The organism is Streptomyces sp. PKU-EA00015 (assembly GCF_013387495.1).
In the GTDB taxonomy this organism is placed as follows: Bacteria; Actinomycetota; Actinomycetes; order Streptomycetales; family Streptomycetaceae; genus Streptomyces.
Genome location: NZ_JABZEE010000007.1, coordinates 67,868 through 81,079 on the forward strand (window position 1 = coordinate 67,868; position 13,212 = coordinate 81,079).

At 72.3% G+C, this 13,212-nt stretch carries 12 protein-coding genes; 10 read left to right on the forward strand and 2 right to left on the reverse strand.

The annotated features are described in order from the left end of the window. Positions 1 to 35: 35 nt before the first annotated feature. Positions 36 to 239, reverse strand: a complete 204-nt coding sequence (locus HW130_RS06740; RefSeq protein ID WP_017948713.1) for a cold-shock protein — start codon at positions 237 to 239, stop codon at positions 36 to 38. 297 nt (positions 240 to 536) lie between these two features. On the opposite strand from HW130_RS06740, the gene HW130_RS06745 reads away from it, so the two are divergent. From HW130_RS06745 to HW130_RS06775, 7 genes are all read left to right on the forward strand, one after another. Further along, positions 537 to 1,418, forward strand: a complete 882-nt coding sequence (locus HW130_RS06745; RefSeq protein WP_177148509.1) for a menaquinone biosynthetic enzyme MqnA/MqnD family protein — start codon at positions 537 to 539, stop codon at positions 1,416 to 1,418. Positions 1,419 to 1,503: 85 nt separating this feature from the next. After that, positions 1,504 to 3,168 carry a serine/threonine-protein kinase gene (locus tag HW130_RS06750; protein WP_177148510.1) on the forward strand — a complete coding sequence of 555 codons (1,665 nt, stop codon included), beginning with the start codon at positions 1,504 to 1,506 and terminating at the stop codon, positions 3,166 to 3,168. Between the two features lie 101 nt (positions 3,169 to 3,269). Continuing rightward, a complete protein-coding gene (mqnC, locus tag HW130_RS06755) occupies positions 3,270 to 4,469 on the forward strand; it encodes a cyclic dehypoxanthinyl futalosine synthase (RefSeq protein WP_177148511.1) in 1,200 nt (399 codons plus the stop codon). A 7-nt stretch (positions 4,470 to 4,476) separates the two neighbouring features. Next, a complete protein-coding gene (locus HW130_RS06760) occupies positions 4,477 to 5,124 on the forward strand; it encodes a hypothetical protein (protein WP_177148512.1) in 648 nt (215 codons plus the stop codon). 225 nt (positions 5,125 to 5,349) lie between these two features. Continuing rightward, complete coding sequence (locus tag HW130_RS06765) at positions 5,350 to 6,048, forward strand: demethylmenaquinone methyltransferase (protein WP_177148513.1); 699 nt, start codon at positions 5,350 to 5,352, stop codon at positions 6,046 to 6,048. A gap of 30 nt (positions 6,049 to 6,078) precedes the next feature. Beyond that, a complete protein-coding gene (locus HW130_RS06770) occupies positions 6,079 to 6,990 on the forward strand; it encodes a glutaminase (protein ID WP_177148706.1) in 912 nt (303 codons plus the stop codon). A 153-nt stretch (positions 6,991 to 7,143) separates the two neighbouring features. Then, on the forward strand, positions 7,144 to 9,483 hold the full coding sequence (locus tag HW130_RS06775; RefSeq protein ID WP_177148514.1) for a hypothetical protein: 2,340 nt from the start codon (positions 7,144 to 7,146) through the stop codon (positions 9,481 to 9,483). Here the strand turns inward: HW130_RS06775 and HW130_RS06780 are convergent. Next, entirely contained in the window at positions 9,470 to 10,003 is a 534-nt protein-coding gene (locus HW130_RS06780) for a GNAT family N-acetyltransferase (RefSeq protein WP_177148515.1), read from the reverse strand. The two genes, HW130_RS06775 and HW130_RS06780, sit on opposite strands and share 14 nt — an antisense overlap. Before the next feature lie 113 nt (positions 10,004 to 10,116). Here HW130_RS06780 and HW130_RS06785 point away from each other — a divergent pair, with 113 nt between their 5' ends. The 3 genes from HW130_RS06785 (at position 10,117) to HW130_RS06795 (ending at position 13,142) form a co-directional block, all read left to right on the forward strand. Beyond that, positions 10,117 to 11,403, forward strand: coding sequence for a geranylgeranyl reductase family protein (locus tag HW130_RS06785; protein ID WP_177148516.1), 1,287 nt, complete (start codon positions 10,117 to 10,119; stop codon positions 11,401 to 11,403). A gap of 467 nt (positions 11,404 to 11,870) precedes the next feature. Next, positions 11,871 to 12,632 (forward strand): hypothetical protein, encoded by a 762-nt coding sequence (locus HW130_RS06790; protein ID WP_218183206.1) that lies wholly within the window; start codon positions 11,871 to 11,873, stop codon positions 12,630 to 12,632. Positions 12,633 to 12,722: 90 nt separating this feature from the next. Then, a complete protein-coding gene (locus tag HW130_RS06795) occupies positions 12,723 to 13,142 on the forward strand; it encodes a hypothetical protein (RefSeq protein WP_177148518.1) in 420 nt (139 codons plus the stop codon). The last annotated feature ends 70 nt before the right edge of the window (positions 13,143 to 13,212 follow it).

The following is a 13,212-nucleotide window of genomic DNA, read 5'->3' on the forward strand; positions in this document are numbered from 1 at the left end:
GCTAAGTCGTGCGCGATCGCCGACCCATGGCCCGATTAGGCCGGGGTGACGTTCTCCGCCTGCGGGCCCTTGGGGCCCTGGGTGACGTCGAAGTTCACGACCTGGTTCTCCTCGAGGGAGCGGAAGCCGGTCGCGTTGATCGCGGAGTAGTGGACGAAGACATCCGGGCCGCCGCCGTCCTGGGCGATGAAGCCGAAGCCCTTTTCAGCGTTGAACCACTTGACGGTTCCGGTAGCCATAAGCCCTCCTATGGGCCAAAGGGTTGCCCTGCTCCAGAACCTGCAAGAAGTCTGAAAACTACAAAAGCCTGCGGGTTACATGCTCCGCAGGCTCTGTACTGCAAGGGAAACCAAACTGCAACTTGCGTTGAGCCTAGCACGCAGCGTGCGCACAGCGGTAGAGGGAAAGATCACGTCACCCGGACGTTTGATTCGGGGGCCCGGGGCGCTGACGAAGCGCAGTTCGGACGGGCCGCACGGAGGTCACCGCGCAGCCCCGGCGCCTGCCTCGGCAGGGCACGGGTCTAGCCTCACGATGTGGACAGTCACGGTGAAAGCACAGCAACCGACATCCGTCGCAGCCGGCCGCGCGTCGGCCACATCCAGTTCCTGAACTGTCTACCTCTTTACTGGGGGCTTGCCAGAACGGGAACCCTTCTCGACCTGGAACTGACGAAGGACACTCCCGAGAAGCTCAGTGAGCGTCTGGTGCGCGGCGAACTCGACATCGCGCCGATCACCCTCGTGGAATTCCTTCGCAATGCCGACGACCTCGTCGCATTCCCCGACCTCGCCGTCGGCTGCGACGGCCCCGTGATGTCCTGCGTGATCGTCTCCCAGCTGCCGCTGGAGCAGCTGGACGGGGCGCGCGTCGCGCTCGGGTCCACCTCCCGTACCTCCGTGCGCCTCGCGCAGCTGCTGCTCGCCGAGCAGTACCGGGTGGCGCCCGACTACTTCACCTGCCCGCCGGACCTCGGCGTGATGATGCAGGAGGCGGACGCCGCCGTCCTCATCGGGGACGCCGCGCTGCGCGCCTCCCTGCACGACGCGCCCCGCCTCGGCCTGCGGGTCCACGACCTCGGGCAGATGTGGAAGGACTGGACCGGGCTGCCCTTCGTCTTCGCCGTCTGGGCCGCGCGCAAGGACTACCTGGCCCGTGAGCCGGTCGTCGTGCACCAGGTGCACGAGGCGTTCCTCGCCTCGCGCGACCTGTCCCTGGAGGAGGTCGGCAAGGTCGCCGAGCAGGCGGCGCGCTGGGAGAGCTTCGACGCCGAACTGCTGGAGCGCTACTTCACGACGCTGGACTTCCGCTTCGGGCCCGAGCAGCTGGCGGGCGTACGGGAGTTCGCGCGAAGGACGGGGCCGACCACCGGCTTCCCCGCCGATGTGGACGTGCGGCTGCTCGACGGCCACCGCTGACATCCCACCCCCTAGTCTGTTGGCAGTCCGTTGACCGGACGGTCTGTGCCAGGGCCTTGGCGCCAGGGCTGACGGGGGAGTTGAGATGCAGCCGCTGGATCCGGGTGAGCCGCGCGTCATCGGTGCGTACCGGCTGCTCGGCAGACTCGGCGCGGGCGGGATGGGCCGCGTCTATCTGGGCCGCAGCGCGGGCGGCCGTACGGTCGCGGTGAAGGTCGTCCATCCGCACTTCGCGCTCGACGACGAGTTCCGGGCGCGGTTCCGGCGCGAGGTCGGGGCCGCGCGCCGGGTCGGCGGGGAGTGGACCGCCCCCGTACTGGACGCCGACCCCGACGCGTCCGTGCCCTGGGTCGCCACCGGTTACGTCGCCGGCCCCGCCCTGTCCCGGGCGATCGCCGGCCACGGCCCGCTGCCGACGCCCTCGGTGCGCGTGCTGGGTGCCGGGCTCGCCAGGGCGCTGGTCGCGGTGCACGCCCTCGACCTGGTGCACCGGGACGTGAAGCCGTCGAACGTGCTGCTCGCCCTGGAGGGCCCGCGGCTGATCGACTTCGGGATCGCGCGCGCCACCGAGGGCACGGCGTCGCTCACCTCCACCGGCGTCTCGGTCGGCTCGCCGGGCTACATGTCCCCCGAGCAGATCCTCGGCAAGGGCGTCACGGGGGCGGCCGACGTGTTCTCGCTGGGCGCGGTCCTGGTGTACGCGGCGACCGGTGAGGCCCCCTTCCCCGGCGACTCCTCGGCCGCGCTGCTCTACAAGGTGGTGCACGAGGAGCCCGAACTCGGCGCGCTGGACGGCGGGATACGGGATCTGGTGAGCGCCTGCCTGGCCAAGGACCCGGCGGCGCGGCCGACGCCCGCCGAGGTCGCGGAAGAACTCGGTGACGGCACCGGGGCGGGCTGGCTGCCGGGTCCGTTGGTGGAGGAGATCAGCCGCGCGGCGGTGGACCTGCTGCACCTGGAGTCCTTCCCCGCCGAGTCCGTCGCACCCGCGGCCTCGGACCCGGCCGCCTCCGGCCCGGTCGCGTTCTCCAGCCCGGCCCTCGGCGTCTTCGGCCCGCCGGTCGAGCCGGACGGGGCCGCGGCACCGTGGGGCAGGCCGGCGCCGGCCGTCCATCACGAGGCCGCCACTGCCTCCGGTACGTCCCGCCCGGCCGACGGCGGCGGCATCTCCCTCGCGGCGAGCGGCGGCCGCAAGGGCCGCAGGGTCAGCTGCACGCTCGCCCTCACCGTGGCCGGCGCCCTCGCGGCCGTCACCCTCGGCAGCGGCTTCCTCCTCGACCTGTGGCCGGGCCGCGGCGGCGACGGCAAGCAGGGCGCGAACGACGCGGCCGAGCCGCCGCCCGCCGCGACCGCGTCCCCCTCCCCGAGCAAGGGCGACGAAGTCCCGCCGGCGTTCCTCGGCACCTGGTCCGGGCCCGCCACCGAACGGTCCGGCCTGCCGCACGGCACCGTGACCGTCACGTTCACCAAGGGGACGAAGGGGCAGGACGTCGTCCGCAGCACCAACGCGATCTCGGTCCTGGGAGTGAGCGTCGAGTGCTACGGCGTCGGCAGGCTCACCTCGGCCACCTCCCGGATGGTGCGCATCGAGGAGCGCACCGACCCCGAGCGCGAGGGCACGGCCGGCAAGTGCACCGGCGGGAAGGCGGCGCTGGTGTTCACGCTCGCCGACGACGGCACCCTGCGCTACCGGTCCCACGAGGAGGCCGCGGGCACACCGACCGCGACGCTGACGAAGGTGCGGCGCTGAGCGGGGGCGGGACGGGGAGGCCCGCGGCCGGGCGCCGGGGCCGTGGCGTAGCCTGGATCGGTCCGTGGATCCGCAGAAAAACCGCCGAAGGGTGACGCCCGGTGACCGAGAAGGCCGACCTTCAGTCCGTCCTGGACCGTGCCGCCGCAGGCGGGCGGATCACAGCCGAGGAAGCGCTCGACCTCTACCGCTCCGCGCCGCTGCACGCGCTGGGCGCCGCGGCGGACGCCGTGCGCCGGCGCCGGTACGCAGGTACGGAGCACATCGCGACGTACATCATCGAACGCAACATCAACTACACCAACGTCTGCGTCACGGCCTGCAAGTTCTGCGCCTTCTACGCCCCGCCGAAGGACACCGCCAAGGGCTGGACCCGCGACCTCGACGACATCCTGCGCCGCTGCGCGGAGACCGTCGAACTCGGCGGCACGCAGATCATGTTCCAGGGCGGTCACCACCCCGACTACGGCGTCGAGTACTACGAGAAGCACTTCGCTGCCATCAAGAAGGAGTTCCCGCAGCTGGTGATCCACTCGCTCGGCGCGTCCGAGGTGGAGCACATGGCGCGGATCTCCGGCGTCACCGTCGAGGAGGCGATCAGCCGCATCCACGCGGCCGGCCTCGACTCCTTCGCGGGCGCCGGCGCCGAGTTGCTGCCGGAGCGCCCCCGCAAGGCGATCGCGCCGCTCAAGGAGTCCGGTGAGCGGTGGCTGGAGATCATGGAGATCGCGCACGGCCTCGGTGTCGAGTCGACCTCCACGATGCTGATGGGCACGGGCGAGACCAACGCCGAGCGGATCGAGCACCTGCGGATGATCCGCGACGCGCAGGACCGCACGGGCGGCTTCCGCGCCTTCATCCCGTACACGTACCAGCCCGAGAACAACCACCTCAAGGGCCGTACGCAGGCGACCCTGTTCGAGTACCTGCGCATGATCGCGATCGCGCGTCTGTTCCTCGACAACGTCGCGCACATCCAGGGCTCCTGGCTCACCACGGGCAAGGAGGTCGGCCAGCTGTCGCTGCACTACGGCGCGGACGACCTCGGCTCGATCATGCTGGAGGAGAACGTCGTCTCCTCGGCCGGCGCCAAGCACCGCTCCAACCGCATGGAGATCATCGACCTGATCCGCAAGGCGGGCCGCGTGCCGGCGCAGCGGACGACGACGTACGAGCACATCGTCGTGCACGAGGACCCGGCGGACGACCCGGTCGACGAGCGCGTGGTCTCCCACATCTCGTCCACGGCGATCGAGGGCGGGACGGCGCACCCGGAGCTGAAGCTGCTCAGCGCCAACTGAGGCCGCTTTGCTGACGATTCACGTCGCGGACCGGGCGGCCTTCACCGGCCGCAGGGACGCCGACGCCGTGGCCGTGGACGGCGGGCTGATCGTCGCGGCCGGTCCGTACGAACGGCTGGCCGGTGAGCGCCCGCAGGCGCGGGTGCGCCGCTGGCCCGGGCTGCTGCTGCCCGGGCTGCGCCATCCGCAGGCCGTGCCACTGCTGGAGCGTGCGTACCACCCCGATCCGCGCGAGGCGGACGAGCTCGGCATGGAGCCGCTGACGGGCGATGCCCTGGAGGCGCTCGCGATGGACGACACGCGCTGGGGCGCGAGCGCCCGGCGCGGTCTCCAGCGGCTGCTGGCGCAGGGAGTCACCGCGCTCGCCGGACCCTTCACCGTGCCGGCCGTGCGGACGGCGGTCGCGCGGTCCGGGCTGAGGGTGCGCGAGGCGCGGCGCGGCCGGTACGAGGGGGATGCACTCGCGCTCGATCCCGCCGTGCACTTCCCCCTCAACGCGCTGCTCGACGGCGACTTGAGTGCCGGCGGCGCCGCCGACTTCGCGGTGTTCGACGTCCCCGTCGGCGAGCAGCCGGCCCGCGCGCTGCGCCTGGGCGGTGCGGCCACGTGCGTCGCGACCGTCCTCGGAGGCCGACTGGTGTACCGGCGGAGGTGAGCCGGGCGCGGCGGCACGCGCCGGGCGCGCCCCGAGACCTGCGCACCGCGTCGGGCACGGCGATCCGTGACCTAGCCGTCGACCACGCGCGGCCGGCCGGGCCGGCTCCACGCAAGCGCCGCCGGGCCGCCTCACGGGCGACGCCACCTGGGAGGCGCCGCGCCGCGCGTCAGTCGCGGGGCGTCCCGCGGGCGGCTCGGCAAGGCGGGCTGCTTGAATGGGGCTGTGACCCGAGCAACCTTGGCCAAGCAGCCGCACGAAGTCGCCTCGATGTTCGACGACGTGGCGGCGAACTACGACCTCACCAACGACGTGCTCTCGCTCGGCCAGGACCGGCGCTGGCGCAAGGAGGTCGCCAAGGCCGTGGACGCGCGCCCCGCGCAGAAGGTCCTCGACCTCGCGGCCGGCACCGGCACCTCCTCGCTGCCGTTCACCGCCACCGGCGCGTACGTCGTCCCGTGCGACTTCTCCCTCGGCATGCTCCGCGAGGGCAGGAAGCGCCACCCGTGGCTGCCGCTGACCGCGGGCGACGCGACGAAGCTGCCGTTCGCCGACGACGTCTTCGACGCCGTGACGATCTCCTTTGGGCTGCGCAACGTGCAGGACACCGACCAGGCGCTGCGCGAGCTGTACCGGGTCACCAAGCCGGGTGGCCGTGTGGTCATCTGCGAGTTCTCGCACGCGACATGGGCGCCGCTGCGCACCGTGTACGAGGAGTACCTGATGCGGGCCCTGCCGCCCATCGCCCGCGCGGTGTCCTCCAACCCGGACGCGTACGTCTACCTCGCCGAGTCGATCCAGAGCTGGCCCGACCAGCCCGCACTCGCCCGCAGGCTCCAGCAGGCCGGCTGGACGAAGGTCGCCTGGCGCAACCTGTCCGGTGGCATCGTCGCACTGCACCGCGGCACCAAGCCCCAGCAGTAGGCAGCAGGCGTGGAACACCAGTCCATCGCCGTGGACTACCAGGCGGTCCTGGAGCAGATCGCGCAGGACGTCGCCCCGCTGGTCGGCAGCGGCAGGCCCGCCGAGTACATCCCGGCCCTCGCCGGCGTCGACCCGCGACGCTTCGGCATGGCCGTCGCCGACCTGCACGGCAACGTGTACGGGGTGGGGGACTGGCGCCACCCGTTCTCCGCACAGTCGATCACCAAGGTCTTCACGCTGGCGCTGGCGCTGGCCGCGGGCGGCGACGGCCTGTGGGAACGGGTGGGCCGCGAGCCCTCGGGCAACCCCTTCAACTCGCTGGTGCAGCTGGAGTACGAGAACGGCATCCCGCGCAACCCGTTCATCAACGCGGGCGCCCTCGTCGTCACCGACGCGCTGCAGACCCTCACCGGCGACGCCAGCAGCGAACTGCTCGAATTCCTGCGGGAGGAGAGCGGGAACAAGGACCTCGCCTTCGACCCCGAGGTCGCCGAGTCGGAGTCCGCGCACGGCGACCGCAACGCGGCGCTCGCCCACTTCATGGCCTCCTACGGCAACATCACCAACCCCGTCCCGGCCCTCCTCGACCACTACTTCTGGCAGTGCTCGATCGAGATGAGCTGCGCCGACCTGACGCGCGCCGCCCGCTTCCTGGCCCGGCACGGGCTGCGCGCGGACGGCTCGCGGCTGCTGACCCGCAGTGAGGCCAAGCAGATCAACGCGGTGATGCTCACCTGCGGCACGTACGACGCGGCCGGTGACTTCGCCTACCGCGTCGGTCTGCCCGGCAAGAGCGGGGTCGGTGGCGGCATCGTGGCCGTCGTGCCGGGCCGCTGCACGCTGTGCGTGTGGAGCCCGGGCCTCGACGCCCGCGGCAACTCGGTGGCCGGGGTGGCGGCGCTGGACAGGTTCACGACGCTGACGGGGCTGTCCGTGTTCTGAGGCGGGAACCGGCGGGTGGCAGGATGAGTCAGTTGCTTACGTGCTCCTCATGGAGCGTCAACTTCCGTCCCCGCCCGTTGCCTTCGGAGTCTCCCCATGGCGTCGTACTGCGGCCACTGCGGTGCCCCATCCCCGGATGAGGCCCGCTTCTGCATGACATGCGGCAAGGAGCGGCCGGCCGAGACCGCCCCGCCGGTGCCCGTTCCCGTCCCGGCGCAGGGCCCGGCGCCCGTGCCGCCCCCGCCCGCGTACGGACCCGTTCCCGCCGTGCCCTCGCCCGTGGCGGCCTTCTTCCGGCGGGCGCTGCGCGGCGACTGGGCGGCATCGGTGCGGGCCGCGCTCTGGCCGACCGGTCTGCTGCTCCTGCTCGCGACCGCGCTGGCGATCCCGTCGTACGGACAACAGGACGAGGTCGTCGTCGGCTGGAGCGACCGGCTGCGGATCGCCCTCGCGCTGCTGATGCAGGGCTTCGGCGGCGGGTTCGAGCTGAAGGCCGGCGACGGGACCGGGTTCGGCACCGGAGACTCCTCGGACGGCGGCCGTTTCGGCTGGGGGGACTCCTCGGGTGGTTACGGCGACGGCTCCGGCGGCTCGGGCTTCCCCGACTCCGGCATGGAGGCCGTGACACAGGGCACCGCGTCGCTCTCGCTCGTCCCGCTGACCGTCACCGTGCTGTGGATCGCCGCACTGTGGACGGGAGCCCGGATGCTCCGTGCGCGCGGCGCGGGGCTCGAAGCGGCCGTGCGCGTCTCGCTGGTGGTCACCGCGGCGGTCCTCGTGCTCGGCCTGTTCGCCCAGCCCGACATCGCGGGCATCGAGGTCTCCTCGTCACCGCTGCTCGCGGCGCTCGGCGCGCTGGTGCTCTCGGCGGTCGTGACGGCCGGGGTGCTCCAGCGCGACGACCTCGCCGCGTGGCTGGCGCAGCGCCCCGCCGCCCGGTCCGCGGTCCGCGCGTTCGGCACGGCGGTCCGCGCGCTCGCCGTCGTCGTCGCACTGTGCTCGCTGACCGGCTTCGCCGTCTACGCGGCCAACGACGACGTGGACGGTACGGCCCTGCTGATGGCGCTGCCGCTCCTGCCGAACATCGGCTTCACCCTGCTCGGCCTGGGCTGGGGCGTGCCGGTGACGTACGAGGTCCGGGGCGACGCCGTCTTCTTCGGCTGGGGCTCCGAGCACGGCAGCTTCGGCCTGGGCGAGGTCTCCGACGTGTGGGGCGGCGGGGCGGTGGCGGGAGCGGTGGCGCTCGGAGTCGTCTCGGCGCTGATCCTCGGCGTGTGGGCGGCGCGCCGATCGGCCGACCGGCGCGAGCAGCTGCTGGCGGCAGCGTTCGTCCTGGGGCTGGTGCTGCTGTTCACCGGGGTCTGCGGTCTCTCCGCCGAAATGGCGGGCGGGCTGGCCGGCTTCGGCGGCCAGGGCATCGCCGAGATCGCGCCGAGCGTGCCGGACGCGCTGCTGTTCGGGCTGCTGTGGATGGGCGGCGCGACGTTCGTCTGTTCGTTCCTGCCCGGGCGGCCTGGACAGTGGCCGGCGGAGCAGGCGACGCCGTACACCCCGCCGCCGGTGCCGTACGGGCCCGGGGCTGCGCCCGCACCGGCGCCGTACGCACCGGGACCGCCCGCGCCCGGGGTTCCCGCGCCCGGTCCGGAGGCTGGCGGTCCGGGAGCCCCGGCGGCCGCTGCCGCCAACGGCGGTCCGCACGACCCGTACACCGTGCACCTCGGCGCCCCGGCGGTGTCCGGCACCGCGCCGCTGCCCGCCGGACCGGGCGCGGGAGCCGGCGGGGACCGCAGGCGCAAGGTCCTGCTGTGGACGGCGACGCTCACCGCCGCGTTCGTCATCGGCGGCGGGGCGACGGCCGGCCTGCTGATCTGGCAGGACCAGCAGGACAAGGAAAACGCACCCACGACGCAGGACCGGCGGTCCGCGCCGCCGGCGCAGACGCCGGACGCCAAGCCGCAGGCGACGCCGTCGCCCGCCGCCTCGCCCTCGCCTTCGTCGTCCTCGGCGTCGCCCTCGCCGTCCGCTTCCCCCGGCGGCACGCTCCCCGCCGGATTCGTGGTGCGCGAGGATCCCGCCGGGTTCAGTGTGGCGGTCATGGAGGGCTGGACCCGCCGGCAGGCGGGCAGCCAGGTCTTCTACGAGGCGCCCACCGGAGGCGAGTACCTGCAGATCGGCGTCATCCGGAACACCCCGATGAGCTCGTACGAGAACTTCACCGGCCTGGAGAAGAAGCACCTGGCGAACGCCGCGAGCGACTACCGGCGCCTGCGGCTGGAGCAGAACACCTACCAGGGCCGCCCGGGAGCGCTCTGGGAGTTCACGCACATCCCCGAACCCGACGAGGGCGGCCTGGTCCGCCACGTCATCGACCAGGCCTTCGTCGCCGCCGACGGCACCGAGTACGCGATCCTCGCCGCCGGTCGCGCCGACCGCTGGGACCCGGACAAGGACGTGGTGTTCTCCACGGCGGTCGCCACGTTCACGGCCGGCTGAGGCCGTCCGCCAGCTCCAGCCGGAAGCAGTAGCCGGTCTGCTGCGACGCCGGGGTCGTGAACGTCTCGGCGAGCTCCATTCCGAGGCGCCGGACCACGGCGATGGACCGCTCGTTGCGGGAGTGCACCATCGCCACCACGCGCTCCACACCCGCCGCCCGTACCCGCTCCAGCGTGGTGCGGGCGGCGGCCGTGGCGTAGCCCTTGCCCCAGGCGGAGCGGGCGAGCCGCCAGCCGATCTCGATCTCGCCGACCGGCCCGAAGTTCTCGTGCGGCCACGGCTGCGCGCCCGTGAAGCCGACGACCTCTCCGTGCTCGTCGAGGATCGTCCAGAAACAGAAGCCGCGCTCGGCGTCGTGCTTGCGCTGCCGGGCGGTGAGCTCCTCGTACACCGACAGCTCGGCCGGCCTGCCCCCGTGGAACTCCATGACCTCGGGGTCGGCGAAGACCCGGTGCCAGGCCAGGGCGTCCTCGTCGGTGGGGACGCGCAGCTGCATGTCGGGGAGCGGCCTGCTGCTCATGTACGGAGCCCTTCGGTCGGCGGAACTGATCGCCCCCATAGACTGCCCATGTCCTGTGCCGTTCGGTACGCAATATCGAACCGAATCGAATCGAATCTTCGGGAGAAACCGCCGTGACCGAAGCCCTTACCGAGCACACTGCCGATGTGATCGTCGTCGGGGCAGGCCCGGCCGGCTCCACGACCGCGTACTACCTGGCCAAGGCCGGGCTCGACGTCCTCCTCCTGGAGAAGACGGCGTTCCCGCGCGAGAAGGTCTGCGGCGACGGTCTCACCCCGCGCGCCACCAAGCAGCTCGTCGCGATGGGCATCGACATCTCGGAAGAGGCCGGCTGGCTGCGCAACAAGGGCCTGCGGATCATCGGTGGCGGCGTGCGCCTCCAGCTGGACTGGCCGGACCTCGCCTCGTACCCGGACTACGGACTCGTCCGCAAGCGCGACGACTTCGACGAGCAGCTGGCGCGGCAGGCGCAGAAGGCGGGCGCGCGGCTGTACGAGCGCTGCAACGTGGGTGCGCCGATCGTCGACGACCGCACCGGCCGCATCACGGGCGTGCACGCCAAGCTCGGCGAGGACAAGTCGCCGGTCACCTTCCACGCGCCGCTCGTCGTCGCCGCCGACGGCAACTCCTCGCGCATCTCCCTCGCGATGGGCCTGCACCGCCGTGAGGACCGCCCGATGGGCGTCGCGGTGCGTACGTACTTCACCTCCCCGCGCCACGACGACGACTACCTGGAGTCCTGGCTGGAGTTGTGGGACCGGCGCGGCCCGGGCGAGGACCGGCTGCTGCCCGGCTACGGCTGGATCTTCGGCATGGGCGACGGCACGTCCAACGTCGGCCTGGGCGTCCTCAACACCTCCGCGTCCTTCAAGGAGCTGGACTGGCGCGAGGTGCTCAAGGCGTGGTGCGCCTCGATGCCGGAGGACTGGGGCTACACCGAGGAGAACATGACGGGCCCGATCCGCGGCGCGGCCCTCCCCATGGCGTTCAACCGCCAGCCCCACTACACGAAGGGCCTGCTGCTGGTCGGCGACGCGGGCGGCCTGGTCAACCCGTTCAACGGCGAGGGCATCGCCTACGCGATGGAGTCCGGCCAGATCGCGGCCGACGTCATCGTCCAGGCCCACGCCCGGCAGACCCCCGCCCAGCGCGAACTGGCCCTGCACCGCTACCCGAAGGTCCTCAAGGACACCTACGGCGGCTACTACACGCTGGGCCGCGCGTTCGTGAAGCTGATCGGCAACCCGAAGGTCATGAAGGTCGCCACCCAGCGCGGTCTGACGCACCCGCTGCTGATGAAGTTCACGCTGAAGATGCTGGCGAACCTGACTGACCCGACGGGCGGCGACGCGATGGACCGCATCATCAACGGCCTGTCGAAGGTGGCCCCGAAGGCGTGATCCTTCAACCGGGATCACAGGAACCCCGCCGGCCCGGGCTGCCGTAGCCCACTGACGTAGGCCCTTCTTCCCGCGGACATGACTCAGCCCGCAGGCTGCGGTGCTTGCCGGCGGCCGGAATGCGAACGGGTCAGCGGTCGCTCTCGCTCCGGTCGGCTGATGCGGAGCGATTGGGGAGCGGCCAGGGGGTGATGTTCGGTACGCAGTCGGGACAGGCGCAGACGGTCCGGCCCCGCTCGGCGGCTCGACGCACGGGACGGCGTCGACATCGCCGATGCGGGCGGGGAATTCGACGAAAGCCCGATGGCCGGTCGAGGCGACGGCATACGCTTGCCCCACGGAGGACAGCGGGGGAGCAACTGCCGAGGCGGGGGATGTCTGGCAACCAGAGCGCGAGCGGCGAGCGACGGCCCGAGGAGTCCCATTCCGCCGTCAGCATGCAGGGGAGAGCACAGACATCGGGCTCCGTGCACCAGGCCGGGGGCGGACAACTCAACCTCACCAACAGCAGCAACAACAACGTCTTCTACCTCCCGCCCGGCCACCCCGGTGCCGCGGCACCCGCCGACGGCGCTGCCGCCGACCGGTCCCGGGCCCACGGCAGGAGACGCATCGTGCTGGCAGCGGCCATCGCCGCGGTCGTCGGCGCGGCGACCGCGTACGCGATGACAGACGGCCGGATCTCGAACGGCGCCGGCCGTCAGCCCGCCTCCTCACCCGACGGCACGCCGGGCGGCGGCCCGCAGACGGGTGGCGACCGACCGCGGGCGACCGGTCCCAGCGCCGCACCGGAGGAGGAGACCGGCACTACGAGCCCGTCCTCCGCGCTCCCCGAGCCCTCAGTCCAATGGAGCGGCGTCATGGTGCTCGGCCTGGAGGGCAAGGAACTGGACGACGGCCAGCCCACCAAGCCGTCGCAGTTCTCCTACGGCGATCTCGTTATCGGGTCGGGCGCCGGCGGTTTCGATGTATTCCCGGGCAGCAACGGGGCCGTGTCGCTGTGGCGGATCGACGGAGACCTGCCGGACCACGAGGCCTGCGCCGGCACGGTCGAAGCCGCCGCCGCTCACTCCGTCCCCGTGCGACCGGGCACCGTCCTGTGCGTGAAAACCGACGGCGGCCGCCTCGCCCGCCTCCGGGTGACGCGGATCCCGGAAGGGGTCATGCCCGCCGTGGAGTTCGACGCGGTCGTCTGGGGTTCTCCACCCGGCGCGTCCGCGGACCGCTGAACAGGCCGGACACGGTGACGCCCGCGTACCACACCTCTCCACATGAGCCCGATTGACGACCGTGCAGAACTGTCTTTCCCGGAGGTTGACATGGATCCACTGGCAGCGGCCGCCGCGACCGCGCTGGTCGGTGCGATGGCCACCGACGCCTGGCAGCAGGCGCGCACCTCCGCCGTGGAGTTGTGGCGGCGCGTCCACCCGGAGCGGGTTCCGGCCGTCGAGGCCGAGCTGGCGGAGGTACGTGCCGAGGTGCTTGAGGCACGACAGAGCAACGACCCCGAAACCGAGAGCCACCTCGCTTCGGACTGGCAGCGCAGGCTCCAGCGGCTGCTGCGGGAGGATCCCGACCTGGGACGGGAACTTCGCCGTGTGCTCGACGAGGAGCTGACCCCGCTCCTGCCGACGGCGGAGGACCGGTCACACCACGGCACGCTGGTACAAGAGGCAAGGGCCTCGGGCGGCAGCCACATCTACCAGGCAGGCGGCGACCAGACGAACATCCACCGCTGAGCCGTCGACCAGGCGGAGCAGGCCGCGCTCGCGGCCCGGGTCGCCTCCGGGAGCCGCGGGATGCACCTAC